Genomic DNA, 21469 nt, shown 5'->3' with positions numbered 1-21469 from the left:
CGGAATGGCACTTATTCGCCCCTGAGGGGTTCAGTACGCAATCGTATCGAACGATTAGAGTCTCAGGAGCAGGAATATGAAGATCATCACTTTTTGCAGCGCCGTCGCGCTTGCGGCGATCGGCACGGTGCCGCTGGCGGTGCAGGCGCAGGATTGGCGCGGCAACAACAGCTCGAGCTGGGACCGCGAGGCCTTTTGGCGCGGTGCGCCCGACAGCCCGCGCGAGCGCATTTCCTTCCTGCAGCAGCGGATCGACCGCGGCGTGGCGGATCGCAGCCTCGACCGGCGCGAGGCACGCCGCGCGCAATATCAGCTCAACAGCATCCGCTCTGACCTGAACCGTGGCCGCCTGACGCCGCAGCGCCGCCAGATCATCCTCACCCGCCTGGACGACCTCAGCCGTTCGCTGCGCTGGGCGCGCCAGAACGACCGCGACGGCTATGGGCGCGACGATCGCGGGCCGATTGCCGGGCGCGACGACGATCGCCGCTTCGCGACCGACTATGACGCCTCGCGCTACTATCGCGACGATCCCCGCTATACCGAGCGCCGCCTGTCCTCGAACGACGAGGTATATCGCGGGTCGGACGGGCGCTATTATTGCAAGCGCAATGACGGCACGACCGGCCTGATCGTCGGCGCCATCGGCGGCGGCATCCTGGGCAACATCATTGATGGCGGCCGCAACCGGGCGGCCGGCACGCTGATCGGCGGTGCGCTGGGCGCGCTGGCCGGCAAGTCGATCGACCAGAACAACAGCGATGTCCGCTGCCGCTGATCGGTTGAGCAATCACCCGTCCGCGTGAGGGGCCCCGTCGGGATGACCGGCGGGGCCTTTCTTGTCGCTGGCGGCCGGGCCGATGACCTCGCGCGCCACGTCGCCGATCGCCGTCGCTGCCTCGTCGGCCACGCCACGGCCATGATGGTCGATATCGGCCTGGTCGGTATCGCGCCGCTGGTTGCCGCGATGCCAGAGAAACAGCAGGATCGCGGCCGTCGCACCCAGGACCACATAAAAACCAGGCATCGCGCCTTTCTCCGATCAAGCGGGCAGCGCGCATGACGCATGCCCACTCGCTTGTGGCGGCCGCCAGCGTCGTGCCGCCTGTTTGCCGATTGCCCGTTCGCTGGTTTATATCGTAACACGATATAATATGCCGCATGTTCCCTCTCAAGGGGCGGGCGCCCGCGGAGTCTTTCGCTTTTAACAGAGATTGTTGGTCGCGTCCTTCGTACCGGCTATCGTTGCGTGGCCGATTCGACTTTCCGGGGGGCTGCCATGATCAGCTTCATCACGCGCCGACGCGCCTTGCGGGCTGCCGCGATCCTGGCGGCGGTCACAGCCGGTGCCGCCATCGCCGAGACGATCACGATCAGCGGGCGCTTCCCCGCGCAGAACCGCGAGGCGAGCTATCTGCAGCGCCTCGCGATCGACCAGTTCCGCGGCCGCGACGGCGCACAGCTTTCCAACGCGATCGGCAATGCACTGTCCCAGGCGCAGAATGGCGGCGGGCCGCATTTCACCCTGCTCGGCGATCCCGGCGCCCGGGCTGATGGCGTGCTGAGCGGATCGGCGACGTCGGACTGGGAGGAGCACCGGGTGCAGTTGACGCGCAATCGCTGTGTGGAGCGTGCGCCGGTCGAGCCGGGCAAGCGCGGCGAAGGCAAGTGCACCAAATATGAGGATGTGCCGGTCCAGTGCACGGAGCGCACCACGAGCCTGACCGCGTCGCTGCGCATCGTGCGCACGCGCGACGGGGCGATCGTCTACACCGTGACCAAACCGCGCAGCGACACGATCAGCTGGTGCCCGGGCGAGAGCCCGTCGCGCAGCGCCGAGGCGACGATTTCGAGCATGATCGACGGGATCGCGGGAGAAGTGCGCGGCGACATCGCGCCGCACGGCGAGACCTACAAGCCCCGCTACCGCGAAGACCGCGCCGGCCTGCCGAAGCCGCTGTCGGACCAGTTCAAGGCAGTGCTGAAGCAGACCAAGAGCGACAGTGCGGGCGCCTGTGCGGGCTGGGAGGCGATCGAGCGCCAGCAGCCCGGCCAGCCTTCGATTCTGTTCAACATGGGCCTCTGCGCCGAGGAGCGGGGCGAGTATCCGCGGGCGATCGACCTGTACCGGCGCGCCGGGGCGGCGAAACGCGGGGACGACGTCAATACCGGCATCGGGCGAGCGCAGTCGCTGATCGCGGGCGCGGAGGACGAGGCACGGTTCCGGCGGCACTAGGCAAAAAAAGCCCGTCATGCCGCGCAGGATCGGCATGACGGGAAGGGGGCAGGGTAAAGACGGGAGACTTAGTTGCGGGCGACCGGCGCCTTGGTCGGCTGGTCGTTGCGGGCGATTTCGGCCGCCTTTGCCTCGCACTTGACGATCGGGGTGGTCACGCCCTTGCCGTGCGGGGCGAGCTGCGGCGCGAGCGCGCAGGTCTTCGCCGCGTCGGAGCGGGGAGTGTCCGATACGGCGAAGGCGGGGACGGCGGCGCTGAGCAGCGCGGCGCCGAGAAGGGTACGGACAAGCATGGACTGTTCCTCGTAAATGATTGCGAGTATGCCCATTAGCCGAGCCGGTTTTGCTGGCCGGGCGCCAGTCCGTGACAAATTGTTGCTGGCCGGATTACAGTCGCGGAAGCGATTGACCCTTACGGAACGCGTACTTACCTCGCACTGCAACATGACAGCAATGAACCAACGCCTCAGCCCCGACGTCGCCCCCACCATCCTGCTGGTCGAAGACGACCCGGCACTTCGCACGCTCTCGACGCGCGCGCTGCAGGAGCATGGCTATATCGTCCGCCCGGCTTCCGCCGCGCCCGAGATGTGGCTCGCGCTGAAGGCAGGGCCGGTCGATCTGGTGCTGCTCGACATCATGCTGCCCGGCACCAGCGGCATCGATCTGTGCCGCCAGCTGCGCAAGACCAGCGACGTGCCGATCATCTTCGTCAGCGCCAAGGGCAGCGAAACCGACCGCGTGATCGGGCTCGAGCTGGGCGCCGACGACTATCTCGCCAAACCCTTCGGCACGCGCGAGCTCGCCGCCCGGGTGCGCGCCGTGCTGCGCCGCGGCGCACTCGACCGGCGCGGCGGCGAGCGCGAGCAGGGCGTGCTCAGCTTCGATGGCTGGACGGTCAATCTGCCGCGCCGCGAACTGCTGTCGCCGGCCGGCGCGGTGGTCGAGCTGACCGGCGCCGAGTTCGACCTGCTCACCAGCCTGCTCGACCATGCCGGGCGCGTCATCGCGCGCGAGCGGCTGATCGAATTGTCGCGTACCCGGCTGACCGACAGCTCGGATCGCAGCGTCGACGTGCTGGTCAGCCGGCTGCGCCGCAAGCTCACGCAGGGCGACAAGCCGGCCCCGATCGTCACCGTTCGCGGCGTCGGCTATATGTTCAACACGGGCGTCACGCGCAGTTGAGGCATTTCGTGCGCCCGTCGATCGGCCTGCTCGGGCGGATCGTCGCGATCCTGCTGCTGGTCGTCATCGTCGAGTTTACCGCCAGCACGATCCTCTATGAGCGCGCGAGCCATTTCTCGCTGAGCGGCGACCGGGCGCGGCGGCTGGCCGAGCATCTGGTGATCGCGCGCCGTCTCGTCGCCGAGCTGCCTGCGACGGAGCGCCCGGCGATGGCGGCCGAACTCTCGACCGATCACTACATGATGGCGTGGGAGCGCAGCCGCCCCCCGCCCCCGCCGCTCGCGCCGTCGCTCGACAGCATGCGCAAGGAAGTCGTCGCGTGGGAGCCGACGCTCTCGCCGACTGACCTGCGCTTCCGGGTCGTGTCGCTCGGCAGCAGCTCAGTGGTGGTCGGCGGGGTGACTCTGCCCGACGGGAGCTGGCTGCATTTCCAGACGCTGAAACCCGTCCCCAATCTCGATTTTGCGCCAAGCCGCATCCTGGTCGCCTCACTGCTGGCGATCGCGGCGATGCTGTTGGGCGGCCTGCTGATCCGCCGCACCCTGCAGCCGATGCGCCAGCTTGCCGACGCCGCCGATCGGTTCGGCAGCCCCGACCAGGCGCAGGTGCCCGAAGCGGGCCCGGGCGAGGTCCGCCGCGTGATCGGCGCGTTCAACCGGATGCAGGCGCGTATCCACCGCCTGATCGTCGATCGCACCCAGGCGCTGGCGGCGGTGGGCCACGATCTGCGCACCCCGCTCGCCCGGTTGCGGCTCCGTGCCGACCGCGTCGTCGAGCCGGAGCTGCGCGATACGATCCATGCCGACATCGCCGAGATGGAGGCGATGGTCTCCTCGCTGCTCGCCTTTCTCGGCGGAGATCGGGATGCCGAGGCGCCCGCCCTGATCGACCTGGCGGTGCTGTGCGCCACGATCGCCGACAATGCCGGGGATACCGGCCGGGACGTGCGTTATGTCGGCCCCGACCATTTGGATGCGGTGATCCGCCCGTCCGCGATGCGCCGGGCGATCGGCAACCTCGTCGAGAACGGGCTGCACCATGGCAATGCCGTGACGATCACGCTGGCCGGCCGCCGCGAGCATATCACCATCTGGGTCGATGACGACGGCCCCGGCATCCCTCAGGAATCGCTCGAGGCAGTGCTCGAGCCCTTCGTCCGGCTCGACAGCGCGCGCCGCCGCGACACGGTCGGCTTCGGGCTCGGCCTGTCGATCGTGGTCAAGACGATCGAGAATGAGGGTGGGACGCTCCGCCTGTCGAACCGCCGCGAAGGCGGCCTGCGCGCTGAAATCATTCTGCCGCTGGGGAGACATGATTCCTTACAGTGATGCGGCATCGCAGCAAAATAGCGATCCTAGATAGCCTGCCTAAGCCGCGCCCGATGTGATGGGCCGGCAGCAGGAGCTAAGCAGTGAACGACCTTATCGGCCGCGTCCTCAGTTTCGAGAAACAGGTTTTCCCCAACCAGAGCGCCCTTTTCGCCAAGCTGGTGAATGACGGGCAGAGCCCCAAGGCGCTGATGATTTCCTGCGCGGATTCGCGCGTGGTGCCCGAACAGATCATGCAGGCCGGGCCCGGCGACCTGTTCGTATGCCGCAACGCCGGCAACATCGTCCCGCCCTTTTCCAATCACAATGGCGGCGTGTCCTCCACGGTCGAATATGCCGTGATGGCGCTCGGCGTGCGCGACATCATCGTGTGCGGCCATTCGGACTGCGGCGCGATGAAGGCGCTGATGAACCCCGAAGGGCTCGAGCGCATGCCCAATGTCGCGGCGTGGCTGCGCCACAGCAATGCCGCGGCCAGCGTGGTCAATGAATGCTACCCGCATATGGAGGATGCCGAGCGGGTCCGCACGGCCGCGCTGGAAAACATCGTCGCGCAGATCGCACATCTGCGCACGCACCCCTCGGTCGCCTCGGCGATCGCCCGCGGCCAGATGACCCTGCACGGCTGGTTCGTCGATATCCGCGAAGGCGCGATCCTGGCGCTCGACGGCGTGAGCGGCCGCTTCGCCACCGTACGGGACGATCGCCCGCTGCCGGTCGCGGTGCCGGCGGGGCAGCGCCTTGCCAACGGCATCGAGCTGCTGGAGGCGGCGGAATGAAGGTCGCCGGTTTCGAACTGCCGTCATTCAGCGTTATTTCGCGTGACTTCACTGCCTCGATCGTCGTCTTCCTCGTCGCGATGCCCCTCTGCATGGGCATCGCGGTCGCCTCGGGCGTCCCGCCCGAAAGGGGGCTGATCACCGGCATCATCGGCGGAGTCGTGGTCGGCTTCCTCGCCGGATCGCCGCTGCAGGTCAGCGGCCCCGCCGCGGGCCTAGCCGTCATCGTGTTCGAGCTGGTGCGCGACAAGGGCCTGTCGGCGCTCGGTCCCATCCTGATCCTGGCCGGCATCATCCAGGTGATCGCCGGCATCGCCAGGCTGGGCGGCTGGTTCCGCGCCATCTCGCCCGCCGTGGTCCACGGCATGCTCGCCGGCATCGGCGTGCTGATCGTGGTCGGCCAGTTCCATGTCCTGTTCGATGCGACCCCCTTGTCCAGCGGCCTTGCCAATATCGCCGCGATGCCGGGCCGGGTGCTCGGCCTGTCGATGGACGTCTCGGGCGTCGAGCGCGCCTTCGCGATCGGCCTGCTGACCATCGGCACGATGCTGGGCTGGGAACGCTTCCGCCCCGCCGCGCTGAAGCAGGTGCCCGGCGCGCTGATCGGCGTGATGGCCGGCACCCTGGCCGCTTTCACCCTTGGCCTCGACGTGACCCGCGTCGACGTCCCTCAGTCGATCGCGTCGGCCATCGCGCTGCCCGGGCCCGACCTGCTCGCCAAATGGATGGATCCCTCGGTGATCGTCGCGGCGCTCGCCATTGCCTTCATCGCCAGCGCCGAGACACTGCTGTCGGCCGCCGCGGTCGACAAGATGCACGATGGCGTCCGCACCAACTACAACAAGGAGCTGCGTGCTCAGGGCATCGGCAACCTGTTGTGCGGCATCGCCGGCGCGCTGCCGATGACGGGCGTGATCGTGCGCAGCTCGGCCAACGTCCAGGCGGGCGCCACGACGCGCCTGTCGACCATTTTGCACGGCGCCTGGATCCTCGGCTTCGTCGCGCTGCTACCGTGGCTGCTGCGTGAGATCCCGATGGCGGCGCTCGGCGCGGTGCTGGTCGTGACTGGCTGGCGCCTGGTGAGCATCGCGCATGTCCGCCACCTGTTCGGCAGCTATGGCATGCTGCCCGCCGCGATCTGGGCGATCACGCTGATCCTGGTCGTGGTGGAGGACCTGCTCACCGGCGTGCTGGTCGGCATTGGCCTCTCGCTGCTCGAACTGATCCCGCATGTCCGCCGCCTGCGCCTGAAGGTCGCGTCGCATGACGACGATCAGGGCAGGGCGGTGCAGCTTTCGGGCAGCGCGACGTTCGTGACTCTGCCCAAGCTCTCTGATGCGCTGGAGGACCTGCCGCAGGGCGGAAAGGTACGGCTCGACGTGTCGCGGCTGGCGACCATCGATCACACCTGCGCCGAGTTGCTCAAGGATTGGCTGGTCCGCCGCCGCGCCGCGGGCCATCCGGTCACTTTGGTCGGAGCGCCACCGAAACTGGCGGCTTTGGGCCACTGAGCAATATTTCCTTACGAAGCGGCAACCTGTGCCGGCCCGCCGCCCGATAAAACGAACCTGTCCGGGCCGACCCTTTCCATCCCCTGTTCCCCACAGAGGCTGAGAGAAAGGGCGGACCCGGCCGCAGGAGGGACCCTATCCATCAAAGGGGTGTCCCATGAAAACTCTCTACGTCCTTGGCGCGGCCATGATGACCATCGCCGCACTCCCTGCCGCCGCGCAGGACACCGCGCCGCCGCCGCCGATCACGGTCTCCGGCAGCGTCGCGCTCGTTTCCGACTACCGCTTCCGCGGCGTTTCCCAGTCCGACAAGGAAATGGCGATCCAGGGCGGCATCACCGTCGCGCATGAAAGCGGCTTCTATGCAGGCGTCTGGGGTTCGAACCTGGCCGGCTGGGGCACGTTCGGCGGCTCCAACATGGAACTCGACCTGATCGGCGGCTTCAAGCATTCCTTCGGCGGCGCCACGGTCGATGTCGGCCTGACCTGGTACATGTATCCGGGCGGCGCCGACCTGACCGATTTCGCCGAGCCCTATGTGAAGGTCAGCGGCACCGCCGGCCCGGTCAACCTGCTCGCCGGCATCGCCTATGCGCCCAAGCAGAAGGCGCTCGGCAATTTCTCGAACACGCCGCAGAGCCTCGGGCAGAGCGAGGACAATTTCTACATCTGGGGCGATGCCAGCGCTGGCATCCCGAGCACGCCGATCACCGTGAAGGCGCATCTCGGCTATTCGGACGGCAATCCTGGCCTCGGCCCGAACGGCACCAGCGTCGCGCCGACCGGCAAATATATGGATTGGCTGCTCGGCGTCGATTATGTGCTCGGCCCGGTCACGCTCGGCGCGGCCTATGTCGATACCGATATCAGCACGGCGGAGTCGGCCTATCTGCAGCCGAATTTCTCCAGCACCAAGGACGGCTCCTCGATTGCGGGCAGCAGACTCGTGGTCTCGGTCACCGCGGCTTTCTGAGTCTCGGTTTCAGCCCCTCCCCTGAAGGGGAGGGGCTTGAAGTCTAGTCCCTAAGCTTCCCGAACAACGGCTTCGGCGCAACACTACTTCCCGCATAGCTCGCCTTCTGCTGGAGCAGCCATGAGAAGTCCCCGGTCAGCTGGCCGGATTTCGTGCCGGTGCCGGTCGCCGGATCCCAGCTGGTCCAGATCCCCGCCGAGCTATGGCACCCCGTGCAGCTCTCGGTGATGAACGACAGGGTGTTGACCCCCGGCGTCACCGGCTTGCCCAGATTGTTCAGCGCGGAATTCCACACGGGCGGCTCGACCGCGCCGCCATTGGGGCAGTTCATGCCGTCAGGCAGCTCTTCGCTGTTGCACGCGGCCTGATTGCCCTTCTGGAAATAGGTTTCCATCGTGATATTGGTCAGGAAGGTCGGGGTCGGATGACCGCCCGGCTTGTTGGTTACCGCTCCCGGCAGGCCGGCGTCCCAAGCGGTCGGCGGGGCACTCGGATCGGTCGGCCACTGGGTGTCGATCAGCTGATAATATTGCCAGACGCTGCCCATCTTCTTCAGCGCTGCCTGCGCCTGCGCATTCAGCGCCACCTTGTCCCCGGGGAGCGGGATGGCGCGCCATGCCTGGGTCGGGATGCGCGGATAGACTTTGTCCTTGCCGACCTGCACCGGCAGCTGGTTGACCGCGCAGCCCGGGCAATTGGTGTCGACGAAGGACGGCTTCAGCGTCGGATGCGCGACCGGATCGACATCGAGATTGTCGATCTGTTCGAAGGTCGACCAGATCCATTGCGGCGAGGTCGAGCTCTTGTGGCCGATATGCATGCCGACCAGGCCGACCGTCACCTTGCGCTCCACCGTGCCGCCGTTGGGCCCGGGGTCCATCACCACCGCAGGCTGGGTGTGGAAGCGGCTGAAATCGTCGCTGCCTTTTTTCAGGATGCGCCAGGCGAATTTCAGTTCGGTCGATCCGCCCCAATCCTTGTCGGGCGTGCCGAACGGCATCTGCACCTTGCCGCCGCCCTGGCTGAAGGCGACCTGGCCGTTGATGTTGAAGAGGCTGTTGGCGCAGAGATAGTCGACCTCGTTCGGATCGATCATGATCTCGTAAAAGACGAACTCGCCATTCTGGTCGATCAGCGGCCCCGAAAAGGCCTGCTGGATGTCGCCGAGGTTGGATGCGTTCAGCTCGCCCACGGCCGAGACCACGCCGAGGAAACGCGTCTGGCGCGGATCGGCGCCGGAGGTCGCCTGGGCGGAAAAAGCCTTCAACCCGCGGCTGACGGGCTTGCTCAGGTCGCGGCGCAACAGGAGCGGGCGCGCGCCCGATTTCTGCGCGCAGGCCGCCGGCGTCGCGCCGTCGGGCTGGAAGATCGAGTTGGACGTATGCCACAAGGTCCAGTGCGGCGCGCCGAAGCTGGTGTCGGTGAGCTTGGGCGCAGCCTTGCCTTCGTTGTCGGTCGGCCAGTTCAGCGCCAGGAACATCTGCCAGGAATAGAGATCGAACTCGCGCTGGACCTGCGCGAACTTCTTCTCGCCTTCGAGCTTCGTCTTGAGCGCGATGTCCACGTCCCCCGGGAATTGCGCGGTCACGTCCGGCGCGAAATCCGGGAAGGCGGCAAGATAGGACGGCCCGGCCGGCTTGTCCGGTTTCACCGTGCAGGCGGCCAGCAAGCCAAGGCCCGCGATCGTCGCCATCGCAGCCGCGGCACCGCGCCGGCTTATCCGGCGCCCCTTGATCGAGAATCTCATCATCGTCCCCCATCTGTAATTTGGGCGACGATTACGCAGTCGCCGGCGTTGCGCCGTCTGCAGCACAAGGCATGAGCGCGGAGGCGGGACGATATGCCCGGGGGGCGTTTATGCAATCGGAGACAAAATCGTTTCGGTGGCAACCGCTATTTAAAGCGCACCCGGTCGGACGATGCTCATCATCCCGCCGGAGCCGAGCACGACCACCCAGTCGAGCGCGCGCAGGTCCTTGCCGGCGGTGCAATGCACGATCCAGGCATGGTGGCCCTCGACCGGCGCCTGCACGGCCGATCCGGTCACTGCGGGGCATTCCCCGCCCGCATCCGTGATCGCCTTGAGCAACACGGCATCACGCTGCTTGTCGGTCAGCGCGTTGATGCGGTCGGCATAATAGTCCTTCTCGGCCGGCTTCACCGGCGCGACCGCGGCGGCGCTGTCATTGTCCGGGGCGGGGGCGGAGGCTTGCTCGCACCCGCCGAGCATGAGGGTGGCGAGCGCTGGGATAAGGGCTGCGGTCTTCATCGATGCGAACTCCCATTGAGCGTGGCCCGGTTTGCCACAGGGGGCGGCCCAGGCAAGCGCGAAAGCGCTGCCCGGGGTCCCCTCTTCCCGTCCACGTCAGACAACGCGCGAGCGCAAAAAACGCTTCTGACATCGTTCCGTCATCGCTGTGCAACAGAGCCGCCGCGCAAGTGAAACCATCGCTCCCTACCGGTCGCCGCGCGCCTCATGCTGCAGATGCGAAAAGGGTTAGACGTGAAAAATATCCAGCTTGTTGTTCGACTTACACTTGCGACTCTCCTGGCCACGACCAGCGCGAACGCGTTCGCGCAGACGGCCGCACCCGCTGCCGCTCCGGCCGGCGAGACCGCGGGCGATGGCGACGACATCGTGGTCACCGGCCGCGCCGGTTCGGGCGACCGGACCAAGCTGGAGACCAGCTATGCCATCACCACTTTGTCCAACGCGACGCTCAAGTCGCGCGCGCCTTCCAGCGTCACCGAGACGCTGAAGTCGGTGCCCGGCTTCTGGGTCGAGGCGTCAGGCGGCGAAGGCAGCGGCAACGTCCGCGCGCGGGGCATTCCGGTCGACGGCTTCGGGTCGATCAACCTGCTCGAGGACGGCCTGCCAGTGCAGCATGATCCGTCGCTCGGGTATCTCAATGCCGACCAGGCGTTCCGCATGGACGAATCGATCGACCATATCGAGGTCGTGCGCGGCGGCCCGTCCTCGGTGTTCGAACCCAACGCGCCGGGCGGCGTCGTCAACTTCATCACCAAGCGCGCCGGCGATACGTTGTCGGGCAATGCGCGGCTGCTCTACGGCCCGACCGCCGATCTCTACCGTTTCGACGGCTGGGTCGGCGCGCCGCTCGGCGGCGGCTGGAAGCTCGGTATCGGTGGCTTCTACCGCAACGAGCAGGGCGTGCGCGATCCGGGCTATACCGGCAACAAGGGCGGCCAGATCCGCGCCGACCTGTCGAAGGACTTCGACCGCGGCCATGTCAGCGTCAGTTACAAGCGCCTGTCGGACAAGGCGGTGTTCTACACCGGCATCCCGCTGACCAAGGACAGCGAGGGAGATATCGTCGGCATTGCCGGCTTCGATCCGCATTACGGCACCACCGCCAGCCGCGCCTCGGCCTTCCTGACCCTGCGCAGCGCCAATGGCCCGGTGACCTTCAACAACACCGACGGTTCAAGCATCCGGCTCGACCAATTCTCCGCCATGGCCGATTACGAGATCGCCGATGGCTGGACGCTGTCGAACAAGGCGCGCTACCGCGATTCCAACACGGTGCGGAACGGCGTCTATCCAGCTGCGATCAACACCGCGGCGGGCTATATCGGCTCGAAGCAGGCGGCGCTGCTGGCGGCCTTCCCGACCGCAACGGGCGTGAAGCTGCGTTACACCGACACCGGCGAGGCGTTCGACATCGCCGGCCAGAACGGCAACGGCCTGATCTTCGAGAACAGCGCGCGCCCGGTGACGGTGGACGAAAGCGAGTTCCTCGACGACCTGCGCCTGACTCACAAGTTCGAGATGGGCAGCATGACGCACGACGTCGCGCTCGGCGTCTATTTCGCGCATATCGACGAGACCTTCCGCCGCTATTCGGCAACGACCCTGCAGGACGTGTCGGACAATTCGCGCCTGCTCGATCTGGTCGCGGTCAACGCGGCCGGCCAGGTGGTCGGATCGCTGACCCAGAACGGCGTGTCGCGCTACGGCTCCGAATTCGCCAACGGATCGGGCAGCCAGGACACGATCGCCGTCTATGCCTCGGACGAATGGCAGGTGACGCCGCAGCTGCGCATCGATGGCGGCATCCGCTATGAAAGCGTCACGGCCAAGGGATCGCAGGAGAACAGCAAGACGGTAAACCTCGGCGATGCGACCACCCTGGCCGACGACAATGTGCTGACCGGCAGCGGCGTGTTCGTGCCGTTCGACCGGCACTTCGACCATGTCGGCTACACCATCGGTGCCGACTGGCAGTTCAGCCGCTCAGCGGGCGTGTTCGCGCGCTATACCTCGACCTTCCGCCTGCCCAGCGTCGGCAGCTTCATCACCAGCGCGACGGCTCAGCCGGTGACCCAGAACATCCGCATGGCGGAAGCGGGCGTGAAGCTCTCGACGCCGCTGATCAGTCTCTATGCGACCGGCTTCCTGACCGATTTCGACAGCTTCTCGATCGGCAATTTCGTGTTCAATTCGGGGACCGGCGGCTACACCCAGCAGACCATCTATACCGACACCCGCTCCTATGGCGTCGAGATGGAAGGCACGATCCGTCCGGTCCACTGGTTCGACTTCACGGTCAACGCGACGGTGCAGAAGCCCGAGTTCCGCAATCTGCGCTTCACCGAACTGGTGTCGAGCCTGCCGGTCAATCGCGATTATAGCGGCAACCAGTTGCTGCGCGTGCCGCAGCTCGCGCTTCGCGCGACCCCGGCGGTCACCCTGCTCGGGGACCGGCTGCGCGCGCAGATGGATGTCGAGCATTATTCGAAGCGCTATGCCGATGCCGCCAACACCTCGAAGCTGCCGGCCTATACCGTGCTCAACGCGAGCGTGCGTTTCAACCTGACGAAGCAGATCACGCTCTGGGCTTATGGCGACAACCTCAACAACTCGCTCGGCCTGACCGAAGGCAATCCGCGCGCAGGCGAGTTGACCAGCGGCCAGGCCAATGATCAGCTGTTCATCGGCCGCCCGATCCTGGGCCGGAACGTGCGCTTCGCGGTGGACTTCGCCTTCTGATGCTGATTGCCCGCACCCTGATCGCCGGCCTGCTCCTCGCCATCGCCGCACCGGTGATGGCGGGGCAGGAGGCGCCTGCCGATTACAGCCTTACCGGCCAGATCACGGGCGCGGACAACCAGACCTACAAGGAAGTGCCGTTCGACGTCCCTGCGGGCGTCGAACGGGTCACCGTCACCCTGGCCTATGACAAGGCGGGCAAGACGGTGATCGACCTGGGTATATGGGACCCGGAACGCTTCCGCGGCTGGAGCGGCGGCACCCGCGACCGCTTCACGATCAGCGAGAGCGATGCGTCACCCGGCTATCTGACTGGCAAGGTGACGGCGGGCCGGTGGCGGGTGATGCTCGGCATACCCAATATCCGCGCGGCGAGCCGCAGTGCCTATACCGTGAAAATCTATTTCGACCGCGGCGAAGCGCGCCATGCCACCGCGGCGATCGCCGATGCGCCGATCAAGGCGGGGCCGGGCTGGTATCGCGGCGACCTGCACATGCACGACGCCAACAGCGACGGCAGCTGCGCCAGCCAGTCGGGCAAGCGGGTGCCATGTCCGGTGTTCCGCACGATCGAGGCGGCGGCCAAAGCGGGGCTCGATTTCGTCGCGGTGACTGACCACAACACCGTCGCGCATTTCGGGGCGCTGCGCGAGCTTCAACCCTTTTTCGACAAGACCCTGCTGATCCCGGGCACCGAGATCACCACCTTCCACGGCCATGCCAATATCTTCGGCCCGGCGCATTGGGTGGATTTCCGTGCCGGTACGACCGATGTGCCGGACCTTCCTGCACTGGAGCGCGGCGTCGCAGCGGCCGGGGCAATCCTGTCGATCAACCACCCGAACTCACCGTCGGGCGAGATCTGCATGGGCTGCGGCTGGCAATGGCCCGACACCGACTATACCGGCGTCACCGCGGTCGAGGCAGTCAACGGCCCCATGGCGGAAGGCCCCTATGCCGGGATCGCCTTCTGGTATGCGCGGCTGAACGAGGGTAAGCACCTCACCGGGATCGGTGGCAGCGACAATCACGATCCCGATGCCGGCAAGGCGATCGGTCGGCCGACCACGGTGGTGCAGGCGCGTGAACTGTCGATGCCGGCGATCCTGGACGCCATCCGTGCGGGCAATGTGTTCATCGATGTCGAGGGCACGCGCGTCCGGCTGCTCGAGGTCGAGGCGGTGTCGGGCAAGGCCCGCGCCGTGATGGGCCAGACGCTGGCGGCAGGCGCGCGGATCCGCGTGACCGCGCATGTCGTCGGTGCCCAGGGCGGCGCGATCGACCTGATCGCCAACGGTGTGACGGTTCCCGGCAAGCAGGTCGCGCTTTCGAGCGAGGATCAACGCGTCGAGATGAAGCTGGATCGCAAACAGGCATGCGGGTGGATCAGCGTGAATGTGCGCTCCGAAGCGGGTCGACCGTGGTTGATCGGAAACCCAATCTATGTGGCGTGCCGTCGCGGTAGTGCGGGCAGCCCGAGCGGCAAATAGCGGTAACGTGACGGGACGAAACGGGCGTACGCGATACTTTATAATGTAGGCACGTTACTACCCTGTTGTGCAGCAGCAACAGAATCGCCCGAGGCCGCCGAAAAACTCCATTGTCGAGCAAAACGCATCGATTTTGGAGTTGCGAACCACGGCAAACTGCGCAGTTTCGCTCCCGGCGCGAGCAATGACCCGCGCCGAGGGGGATGCCGAACATGAAGAAAAGGAAGGTCCCGGTATTGGCCGGGATATCGTTGTTAACGTTGTCATCAGTGCCGGCCATGGCGCAGTCGGCGCGGGACGATACCGCCGCCGTTAAGGCCGGCGAAGACCAGAACGAGATTTTGGTCACCGCGCGCAAGCGTGCCGAAACGCTGCAGGATGTGCCGCTGTCGATCAGCGTGGTCACCTCGGCCGATCTGGAGCTTCGCAATACCCAGGACGTGAACGGCCTGTTCGGCGAGGTGCCCGGCCTGTTCAGTGCGCCCGGCAGCGTCAACAATTCAGCCGACTTCGCGTATCTCACGATGCGCGGCGTCGGCTTCAATGCCGGGCTTGAGCCGGCGGTCGGCGTGTTCGTCGACGGCATGTATGTGCCGCAGCTCGGGTTCGATTCCGCTTTTCTTGATCTCGAGCGAGTCGAGGTGCTGCGCGGGCCGCAGGGTACCGTGTTCGGCCGCAACACCCAGGGCGGGGCAATCAGCCTCATCACGCGCAAGCCCGGGCCGGAGCTGCGCGGCAAGGTCGGCATTGACGTGGCCGAGCTTGGCACCTTCCGCGGCCAGGCATCGATCAGCGGGCCGCTCGCGCATGATTTCTATGCAGGGTTCAGCGCCGATTACAGCCGCGGCGACGGTTATCTCGACAATATCGTGCTCGGCGGGAAGCAGGACTGGTACAAGCAGCTCGCGATGCGCGGCACACTGCGCTGGTCGCCCGGCGACGCGCTCGATGTCGTGCTGATCGGCGACGTCACCGACCGCAAATATAACGAGGCGGTGCGCGGCGTCCGCCTGGCGACGAAACGCTATGAGAGTGTGATCGATCAGGATGCGCCCGACCACAAGGCCAATAGTGGCGTCCAGCTGAACGTCACGGCGCGCTTGAGCGATCAGGTCACGCTGACCTCGATCAGCGGCTATCGCTATTCGGAATCGGATGTCTTCACCGACATGGACAGCCGCATCTCCGTGCAGAATCTGGTGACCTTGCCGGCGCTCCTGCCGATCGCATCGACGCCGCAGACCTTCAAGGGCGCGACGCTTGATGTCGGCATCCAGCAGCGTTTCGTCAGCCAGGAGCTGCGGCTGACGGGCGACATGGGCTCGCTCGATTGGCTCGCCGGTCTCTATTATTTCAACCAGCGCCAGGACCAGCAGCGTGAGCGGCGAGTCGGCCCCGGCACCGTGCCGTTTCCGGCAGCGCTCTATATCTATGAGGATTACCGCGACGATCGCGACGGTTATGCCGGTTTCGGGCAGGTCAGCTATCGCCCGTCCGAGGCAATCGAGCTCACTGCCGGCGGGCGCTGGTCGCACGAGAAAGTGGTCGGCACGGGCGATCGCGGCCAGCGCTTCGGCCCACCGCTCAACTCGACTCAACTGGTCGTCCGCGACGCGAAGAAATCGTTCAACAACTTCTCCTGGATGGGGTCGGCGTCCTACAAGGTCGCGCCGGACGTGCTGTTTTACGCGACCTACTCGCAGGGCTGGAAGGCAGGCGGCATCAACCGCTTCCCGGGCAACGCCGCCGGCAATTTGCCCTTCGAGGACGAGAGCTCGGAAAATTACGAGATCGGCATGAAGTCCAGCCTGCTCGACCGCCATGTCACCTTCAACGCAGCGCTCTACCATATCGACATCCGCAACCAGCAGCTGCTCAACGTCGTGCCGGATCCGGGCGGCGGGCCGACGCCGGTGTCGGTGGTCGACAATGCCGCAAACAGCCATGTTAACGGCTTCGAGGCCGAGCTGAGCGTGCGACCTGTCACCGGGCTCGAGCTGAGCAGCGCCTTTTCCTATTCGCACTCGCGTTTCGACAAGTTCGTCCGCGTGTTCAGCGCGACCGACAAGACCGACCTCTCAGGCACGCCGTTCGAGAATGTGCCCGAGACGACGATCTCGGTCGCGGCGCGCTATTCGGTGCCGATCGGGAGCGATCGGGTCGAGCTGTTCGGCGAATATCGCTATGTCGATGCGATCATCATCCAGGACAACACGCGCGTCTCGCGCTCGGGCGACCAGCTGACCGCGCCGGGTTACGACCGGGTGAACATGAGCCTGTCGTACATCGCGTCGAACGGGTTGAAGGTGACGGCCTATGTCAACAACCTGCTGAACAGCTTCGACTATGCCTTCCCGTCGAGCGATCCGCTGGTCGGCGGCGACGTGTTCGTCGCGCCGCTCCCGCCGCGGCAGTTCGGTCTCCGGGCATCGTTCACCTTCTAGGCGAGGAGGATCTCATGGCGCGTTTCCCTAAGACCTATACGCCGTCCGCCGAGTTCCTCGCGGCAATGCCGCCCGATGCATCGGGTAACCGGATCAACGGGGTGGGCGAGCAGCGTTTCCGCCGTGCCTCGCCGATGTTCTGGCATCCGCCCGACCAGCATCCGTTCGGCGCGGTGCAGCAGCTTGCCGGTGCTTCGTGCCGGGTGACGGCGGAGGCGCGCGACGCCTTTGCCGCCGCTTACGATCATCCGCCGCTCGAGCCGATCAATCCCGATCCCGAGCCGCTTGGCGTCACGGAATGGACCGAGCGAGCGCGGACCTTCGCATTGGCGAACGAGGCCGACCTGTTCGGTGCGACGACGGTCAAGGAGAGCTACATCGTCGAGGGTTATGCGATCGACGAACCAAATGTGATCCTGCTCGGCTTCCCGCACGATTACGAGCAGCTGAAACAGGCGCCGAGCACAGCGGAGAACGGCGCATGCATCGCCGAGGTGGGGCGGCAATATGCCCGCGGCACCCGCGCGTCCTTCGCGCTGGCCAACTGGATCCGGCGCCAGGGATTCTCGGCGCACGCCTTTCCCGGGCCGCGCGCCTCGGCGCTTTTGTTGATCCCCGCTGCGATCGATGCGGGACTGGGGGAGCTGGGCAAGCACGGGTCGCTGATCAACGCTGTCTGGGGCTCGAATCTGCGGCTGGCCGGCGTGACGACCGATATGCCGCTCGACTTCGGCCAGGACAGTCCCTTCGGCGCCGACGATTTCTGCACCAATTGCCGGATCTGCGCCGATGCCTGTCCGCCGGATGCGATCGGCGACACCAAGCAATGGGTGCGCGGGGTCGAGCGCTGGTACACCGATTTCGACAAATGCATTCCCTACTTCGCGGAGAATGCCGGCTGCGCGGTGTGCATTTCGGTCTGCCCCTGGTCGCGGCCGGGCGTAGCGGACAATCTGCTGGCGAAGATGGCACGGCGGCGGCAGGCGGTCGGCTGACATCGGCGGGCGAGCCGTCAGACGTCCCAGTTCAGCCACGCACCCGGCTTGAGCGCCTGAACGATCACGCCGCGGCGTGCGCCCTCAGCGACGGTGCGCTGAAGCGCGTCGGCTATCTCCTCATACCCCTTGGCGCCGCGAACGCCGTAATGGATCGGCACCAGGATCTTCGCGCCAAGGATGCGGGCAGCGGCGACCGCCTGCTCGGGTGCCATGACGCTGGAAACCTCGGTGGCGGGCTGGCGCCAGGCGAAGCGCGCGCCATTGATTGGCAGGAACACCGCGTCGAAGGGGCCTAGCTGCCGACCGATCTGCCACCAGGCACCGTGCCAAAGCGAGTCGCCCGCATGCAGGATGCGCCGTCCGCCGCCGCTGATCACCCACGAGGCTTGCGGGTCGCCATAACCGTCGACGGCAGGCACTGCGGTGACGACGAAGGAGTCCCCGAGGAGCTGCGGCTCCCATAGCGGTGCGGACCGGACTCGGCTCACCCCCGGCACGACGATCGCGCCGACGCTCGCGGGATAGAGCAACAGGCCCTGGTCGCCGAGCGCCCTGGCGATGGCCCTGGGATCGAAATGATCGGGATGGCGATGCGTGATCAGCGCGTACCGGTCGCCCGTGAAGTCGCCAAGCTCGGGCAAGGGGTCGGGCAGCGCGGTCTCCCAGACGGCGGGGTCGGCAAGCAGATCGACGCCCAGTGTTGCCTCGGGAAGCGCCAGCCTGATCCCCGCCCAGGCCAGTCGCTGAATCCTGAGCGGCTTGGGTTCGGCCGCGAAAAGCGGCTGCGCGGCCAGCATCGCGCTCGCGCCGACGCCGAGAAGGCTTCGACGGGTCAGCCCGGTCCGGCCTTCCTGCATCAAGGCTGCGGTCACAGCAGATTGAAGCCGAAAAGGCGAACACGGGTCTCCGAACGCGGCTGATGCTGGCTGTCGGCATGGAAGAACAGATAGCTGCCCGGCCCGAAGCGCTCCTCGCCTTCGATCAACTCGCCCGAGACCACGAATACCGACTCGCCGAACGCACCGTGCTTGTCGACGTGCGGCCACTCGGTGCCGGGGTCCATATCGACGAACCAGGCTCGCACATTCCCCAGCGCAGGTACGTCGCGGCGATAGCAGCCGGGACCGACCTTGACGGGCGGGATGTCATCGGGGTTGAGATGCGTAAGCATTGAAGCGCCTCCGTTGTCGCGAAGCACGCAGCTAGGGATTATGGGCGCCGGATATGGCCGCGATTATGTCGTTCGAGCCGGCGATCTGCCGGCATGGAGGAGATTGACGGGTGCTCGACGACAAGGACGAAGCCCTTATCCTCGCGCTGGAGCGGGACGCGCGGGCCAGCGTCGTGGCCCTGGCCCGCGACATCGGCTTGTCGCGCAGTGCCACGCAGGAGCGTCTCGGACGACTCCAGCGCAGCGGCACGATCGCGGGCTACACGGTGGTGCGCGGCCGGGCGGGCAACCGGACGCGTCTCAATGCCTGCCTGATGATCCGCCACGCGCGCGGCGGAAGCTGCGCTGGTGCGATCGCTCCCCTGAAACGCCTTCCGGAGGTGAGGGGCATCCAGTCGCTCGCCGGCGATCCGGACCTTCTCGTCCAGGTCAGCGCCACCGACGCCGCCGATCTCGACCGGATCGCCGAAGCCGTGCGCGCCTTGCCGGGGATCGGCGAGGTTACCACCCATGTCGTTCTGGCCGACCATTTGCGACGGCCCTGAAAGGGGCGGGCGCCGATCAGAACGTAACCCGGCCTCCCAGTGAAAACACCAGCGCATGCGCGTTGCGCAGCTCGCCCGAGGTCAGGATCGGGGTCTGTGCCGCCGTGCCGGCATAGGCCGCGGTGACCCGGTCGATGCTCTGGTCCTCGAAGCTGACGTAATTGGCGCCGGCATCGATGGTGAAGCGTGAGGTGAGTTTGTAGCTGCCGCCCGTGCCGAAATTCCACCGGTTCGAATCCGGCACGCGCGCGTCGCGCTGGCCGTTCTGCGTCGGGGTCTGGCCGCGTTGGACACCCGCGCGCAGGGTCAGGCGCGAGGTCGCGTCATAATCGACGCCGCCCGCGACGCTCAGGCTGTTGCGGTAGAGTTCGGGGATCGCGGCATTGATCGGCGCGCCGAGGCGGATCGCGTCGAAATCGCTCCAGGTGAAGCGCGTCGCCTGCGCGTTGAGGGTCAGCTTCGGCGCGACCTTCACCCGGGCGCCGACGATGATCTGCGCCGGCGTGTCGAAGCGCGCTTCGATGCCCGAGAGCGCCATGTTCGAGCCCGCCAGCGGGCCGACCAGGCCGTCGATCGTCAGGTCGCCCTTCAGCGTGTGCTTGATACCGGATTTATAGGCGATGCCGACGGTAATGACATCATTGTGGAGCTGCACGCCCGCGCTCCAGCCCAGGTCCCAGCCATGGCCCTTGAGCTGCTGGTGCCCGTCCGGCAGCGACGCGAGCACATTGGGCAGCGCATTGCCGAGGCTGGCATCGGTATATTCGACGTTCAGCCCGGCACCGACGCGCAGCCAGTCGGTCACCGCCACCGCCACCGATGGCTGGATATCGATGGTGAGCAGCTTGGTGCGATCCGCCGAATACCGCGCCCAGCTGTCGGCGTCGTAATCCGTGGTGAAGCTGTAGGGCGAGGTGACCGCTAGGCCGAACGCGATCCGGTCGTTCAGCGGAATCGCGATCGCGCCGGAGGGCAGTACGCCATTGGTGATGGGGTTGCGCGAGCGCTGCTGGCCGCCGACCGGCGCGAAGGGCTGGCCCGGGCGGCCGATCAGCGTGCCGGTGTCGACCACCTCGCCGCGCGGCAGGATCGCGGCGACGGCAAGCGCCGCTTCGGCATCGGTCGAGCCGGCGATCGAAGCGGGATTCCACCAGAGCGACTGCGCGCCGGTATCGGCCACTTCGCCCGAGAAAGCGCGTCCCGCCCCGCGCGCCGATTGTTCCTGGAGGTAGAAGGCCTGGGCATGCGCGGTGCCGGCAAAGGCAAAGAACGACGCGGCGACAAGAGATGTCTTGAAAAACGACATGATATCAATCCCGTAAGCAGTACACGCCTTGCGGCAGGGGAAGGGGAAATCAGTGGGCCCGTGTCCAGGTCTGGGTCTTGCAGAACGGCTTGAACACGCAGCCGCGCAGCTTGAGCTGGTTCGCGCCCGCCAGGGTGATCTCGGCATTATAGGTCTTGCCGTCCTCGGCATTGTAGATCTTGCCGCCGACCCATCCGTCGCCCTGCCGCGTGAAGCCGCCGAGGATCTGCAGGCCCTTGAGCGGCCGGTTGCGCAGCGCGGCGTTGCCGTTCTTCTCATCCTTGAAATTGGGATCGGTGCGCAGCTTGTCCGACGTCACGAGACGCCCGCAGATCGACGGGCCGCAGCGCGCGATCTCGACGATCCCGCCCCGTGTCTCGGTCTTCCAGCTGCCGACGACCGAGTCAGCGGGCTGGATCGCTCCTGCGAGTGCAAGGGCGGTCAGTATCAGTGTCATGGTGCGATCTTTCCTGTTGCCGGACCCTCGGGTTG

General features: G+C 66.4%; 20 protein-coding genes. 12 read left to right on the top strand and 8 right to left on the bottom strand.

Going from position 1 to position 21469, the window contains the following annotated elements; all coding sequences use genetic code 11:
* Positions 1-76 precede the first annotated feature (76 nt).
* On the top strand, positions 77-778 hold the full coding sequence (locus tag WC729_RS03200) for a glycine zipper 2TM domain-containing protein (RefSeq protein WP_372849455.1): 702 nt from the start codon (positions 77-79) through the stop codon (positions 776-778).
* Positions 779-790: 12 nt separating this feature from the next.
* On the opposite strand, the gene WC729_RS03195 is transcribed toward WC729_RS03200, so the two are convergent.
* Positions 791-1027 carry a hypothetical protein gene (locus WC729_RS03195; RefSeq protein WP_372849453.1) on the bottom strand — a complete coding sequence of 79 codons (237 nt, stop codon included), beginning with the start codon at positions 1025-1027 and terminating at the stop codon, positions 791-793.
* Positions 1028-1279: 252 nt separating this feature from the next.
* Here WC729_RS03195 and WC729_RS03190 point away from each other — a divergent pair, with 252 nt between their 5' ends.
* The gene (locus tag WC729_RS03190) at positions 1280-2236 is read left to right on the top strand and encodes a tetratricopeptide repeat protein (protein WP_372849451.1); all 957 of its coding nucleotides are present in this window, start codon (positions 1280-1282) and stop codon (positions 2234-2236) included.
* A 68-nt stretch (positions 2237-2304) separates the two neighbouring features.
* On the opposite strand, the gene WC729_RS03185 is transcribed toward WC729_RS03190, so the two are convergent.
* A complete protein-coding gene (locus tag WC729_RS03185) occupies positions 2305-2529 on the bottom strand; it encodes a hypothetical protein (RefSeq protein WP_372849449.1) in 225 nt (74 codons plus the stop codon).
* Between the two features lie 160 nt (positions 2530-2689).
* On the opposite strand from WC729_RS03185, the gene WC729_RS03180 reads away from it, so the two are divergent.
* The 5 genes from WC729_RS03180 (at position 2690) to WC729_RS03160 (ending at position 8012) form a co-directional block, all read left to right on the top strand.
* Positions 2690-3421, top strand: coding sequence for a response regulator (locus tag WC729_RS03180; protein ID WP_372850985.1), 732 nt, complete (start codon positions 2690-2692; stop codon positions 3419-3421).
* Positions 3418-4749, top strand: a complete 1332-nt coding sequence (locus WC729_RS03175) for an ATP-binding protein (RefSeq protein ID WP_372849447.1) — start codon at positions 3418-3420, stop codon at positions 4747-4749. Before WC729_RS03180 ends, WC729_RS03175 begins: the two co-directional genes overlap by 4 nt.
* Positions 4750-4832: 83 nt before the next feature.
* Positions 4833-5528, top strand: coding sequence for a carbonic anhydrase (locus tag WC729_RS03170; protein WP_372849445.1), 696 nt, complete (start codon positions 4833-4835; stop codon positions 5526-5528).
* Positions 5525-7039 (top strand): SulP family inorganic anion transporter, encoded by a 1515-nt coding sequence (locus WC729_RS03165; protein WP_372849443.1) that lies wholly within the window; start codon positions 5525-5527, stop codon positions 7037-7039. The genes WC729_RS03170 and WC729_RS03165 overlap by 4 nt, the downstream gene beginning before the upstream one ends.
* Before the next feature lie 157 nt (positions 7040-7196).
* Entirely contained in the window at positions 7197-8012 is an 816-nt protein-coding gene (locus tag WC729_RS03160) for a TorF family putative porin (protein WP_372849441.1), read from the top strand.
* Between the two features lie 43 nt (positions 8013-8055).
* On the opposite strand, the gene WC729_RS03155 is transcribed toward WC729_RS03160, so the two are convergent.
* Positions 8056-9759 carry a hypothetical protein gene (locus WC729_RS03155; RefSeq protein WP_372849439.1) on the bottom strand — a complete coding sequence of 568 codons (1704 nt, stop codon included), beginning with the start codon at positions 9757-9759 and terminating at the stop codon, positions 8056-8058.
* Between the two features lie 150 nt (positions 9760-9909).
* On the bottom strand, positions 9910-10281 hold the full coding sequence (locus WC729_RS03150; RefSeq protein ID WP_372849437.1) for a hypothetical protein: 372 nt from the start codon (positions 10279-10281) through the stop codon (positions 9910-9912).
* 234 nt (positions 10282-10515) lie between these two features.
* Between WC729_RS03150 and WC729_RS03145 the strand changes: the two genes are divergently transcribed.
* The 4 genes from WC729_RS03145 to WC729_RS03130 all read left to right on the top strand — a co-directional run bounded on the left by WC729_RS03145 (position 10516) and on the right by WC729_RS03130 (position 17952).
* The gene (locus WC729_RS03145; RefSeq protein ID WP_372849435.1) at positions 10516-13023 is read left to right on the top strand and encodes a TonB-dependent receptor domain-containing protein; all 2508 of its coding nucleotides are present in this window, start codon (positions 10516-10518) and stop codon (positions 13021-13023) included.
* Positions 13023-14513, top strand: a complete 1491-nt coding sequence (locus tag WC729_RS03140; protein ID WP_372849433.1) for a CehA/McbA family metallohydrolase — start codon at positions 13023-13025, stop codon at positions 14511-14513. The genes WC729_RS03145 and WC729_RS03140 overlap by 1 nt, the downstream gene beginning before the upstream one ends.
* Positions 14514-14725: 212 nt before the next feature.
* Positions 14726-16957: a TonB-dependent receptor gene (locus tag WC729_RS03135; protein WP_372849431.1), complete on the top strand. Its 2232-nt coding sequence runs from the start codon at positions 14726-14728 to the stop codon at positions 16955-16957.
* Positions 16958-16971: 14 nt separating this feature from the next.
* Positions 16972-17952, top strand: a complete 981-nt coding sequence (locus tag WC729_RS03130; protein ID WP_372849429.1) for a 4Fe-4S double cluster binding domain-containing protein — start codon at positions 16972-16974, stop codon at positions 17950-17952.
* Between the two features lie 17 nt (positions 17953-17969).
* Here the strand turns inward: WC729_RS03130 and WC729_RS03125 are convergent, their stop codons facing one another.
* Both WC729_RS03125 and WC729_RS03120 read right to left on the bottom strand, forming a co-directional pair.
* Positions 17970-18827 carry an MBL fold metallo-hydrolase gene (locus tag WC729_RS03125; protein WP_372849427.1) on the bottom strand — a complete coding sequence of 286 codons (858 nt, stop codon included), beginning with the start codon at positions 18825-18827 and terminating at the stop codon, positions 17970-17972.
* Positions 18824-19126 carry a hypothetical protein gene (locus WC729_RS03120; RefSeq protein ID WP_372849425.1) on the bottom strand — a complete coding sequence of 101 codons (303 nt, stop codon included), beginning with the start codon at positions 19124-19126 and terminating at the stop codon, positions 18824-18826. Before WC729_RS03120 ends, WC729_RS03125 begins: the two co-directional genes overlap by 4 nt.
* A 110-nt stretch (positions 19127-19236) precedes the next feature.
* Here WC729_RS03120 and WC729_RS03115 point away from each other — a divergent pair, with 110 nt between their 5' ends.
* On the top strand, positions 19237-19671 hold the full coding sequence (locus WC729_RS03115; RefSeq protein WP_372849423.1) for an Lrp/AsnC family transcriptional regulator: 435 nt from the start codon (positions 19237-19239) through the stop codon (positions 19669-19671).
* A gap of 16 nt (positions 19672-19687) precedes the next feature.
* Here WC729_RS03115 and WC729_RS03110 read toward each other — a convergent pair whose 3' ends face one another.
* A complete protein-coding gene (locus WC729_RS03110; protein WP_372849421.1) occupies positions 19688-20977 on the bottom strand; it encodes an OmpP1/FadL family transporter in 1290 nt (429 codons plus the stop codon).
* Positions 20978-21026: 49 nt separating this feature from the next.
* On the bottom strand, positions 21027-21434 hold the full coding sequence (locus WC729_RS03105) for a DUF2147 domain-containing protein (RefSeq protein ID WP_372849419.1): 408 nt from the start codon (positions 21432-21434) through the stop codon (positions 21027-21029).
* Positions 21435-21469 lie beyond the last annotated feature (35 nt).

The sequence above is a fragment of the Sphingomonas sp. genome (assembly GCF_041661825.1).
In the GTDB taxonomy this organism is placed as follows: domain Bacteria; phylum Pseudomonadota; class Alphaproteobacteria; order Sphingomonadales; family Sphingomonadaceae; genus Sphingomonas.
Note: the sequence above shows the minus strand (reverse complement) of the source record. Positions and strands in the feature narration are given on the sequence as shown.

Excerpts from the sequence above, each read along its gene's own strand:
- WC729_RS03165 (WP_372849443.1), top strand. The coding sequence starts at position 5,525 with ATGAAGGTCGCCGGTTTCGAACTGCCGTCATTCAGCGTTATTTCGCGT.
- WC729_RS03155 (WP_372849439.1), bottom strand. The coding sequence starts at position 9,759 with ATGAGATTCTCGATCAAGGGGCGCCGGATAAGCCGGCGCGGTGCCGCG.
- WC729_RS03160 (WP_372849441.1), top strand. The coding sequence starts at position 7,197 with ATGAAAACTCTCTACGTCCTTGGCGCGGCCATGATGACCATCGCCGCA.
- WC729_RS03150 (WP_372849437.1), bottom strand. The coding sequence starts at position 10,281 with ATGAAGACCGCAGCCCTTATCCCAGCGCTCGCCACCCTCATGCTCGGC.
- WC729_RS03140 (WP_372849433.1), top strand. The coding sequence starts at position 13,023 with ATGCTGATTGCCCGCACCCTGATCGCCGGCCTGCTCCTCGCCATCGCC.
- WC729_RS03185 (WP_372849449.1), bottom strand. The coding sequence starts at position 2,529 with ATGCTTGTCCGTACCCTTCTCGGCGCCGCGCTGCTCAGCGCCGCCGTC.
- WC729_RS03200 (WP_372849455.1), top strand. The coding sequence starts at position 77 with ATGAAGATCATCACTTTTTGCAGCGCCGTCGCGCTTGCGGCGATCGGC.
- WC729_RS03135 (WP_372849431.1), top strand. The coding sequence starts at position 14,726 with ATGAAGAAAAGGAAGGTCCCGGTATTGGCCGGGATATCGTTGTTAACG.
- WC729_RS03130 (WP_372849429.1), top strand. The coding sequence starts at position 16,972 with ATGGCGCGTTTCCCTAAGACCTATACGCCGTCCGCCGAGTTCCTCGCG.
- WC729_RS03180 (WP_372850985.1), top strand. The coding sequence starts at position 2,690 with ATGAACCAACGCCTCAGCCCCGACGTCGCCCCCACCATCCTGCTGGTC.
- WC729_RS03110 (WP_372849421.1), bottom strand. The coding sequence starts at position 20,977 with ATGTCGTTTTTCAAGACATCTCTTGTCGCCGCGTCGTTCTTTGCCTTT.
- WC729_RS03120 (WP_372849425.1), bottom strand. The coding sequence starts at position 19,126 with ATGCTTACGCATCTCAACCCCGATGACATCCCGCCCGTCAAGGTCGGT.
- WC729_RS03190 (WP_372849451.1), top strand. The coding sequence starts at position 1,280 with ATGATCAGCTTCATCACGCGCCGACGCGCCTTGCGGGCTGCCGCGATC.
- WC729_RS03195 (WP_372849453.1), bottom strand. The coding sequence starts at position 1,027 with ATGCCTGGTTTTTATGTGGTCCTGGGTGCGACGGCCGCGATCCTGCTG.
- WC729_RS03105 (WP_372849419.1), bottom strand. The coding sequence starts at position 21,434 with ATGACACTGATACTGACCGCCCTTGCACTCGCAGGAGCGATCCAGCCC.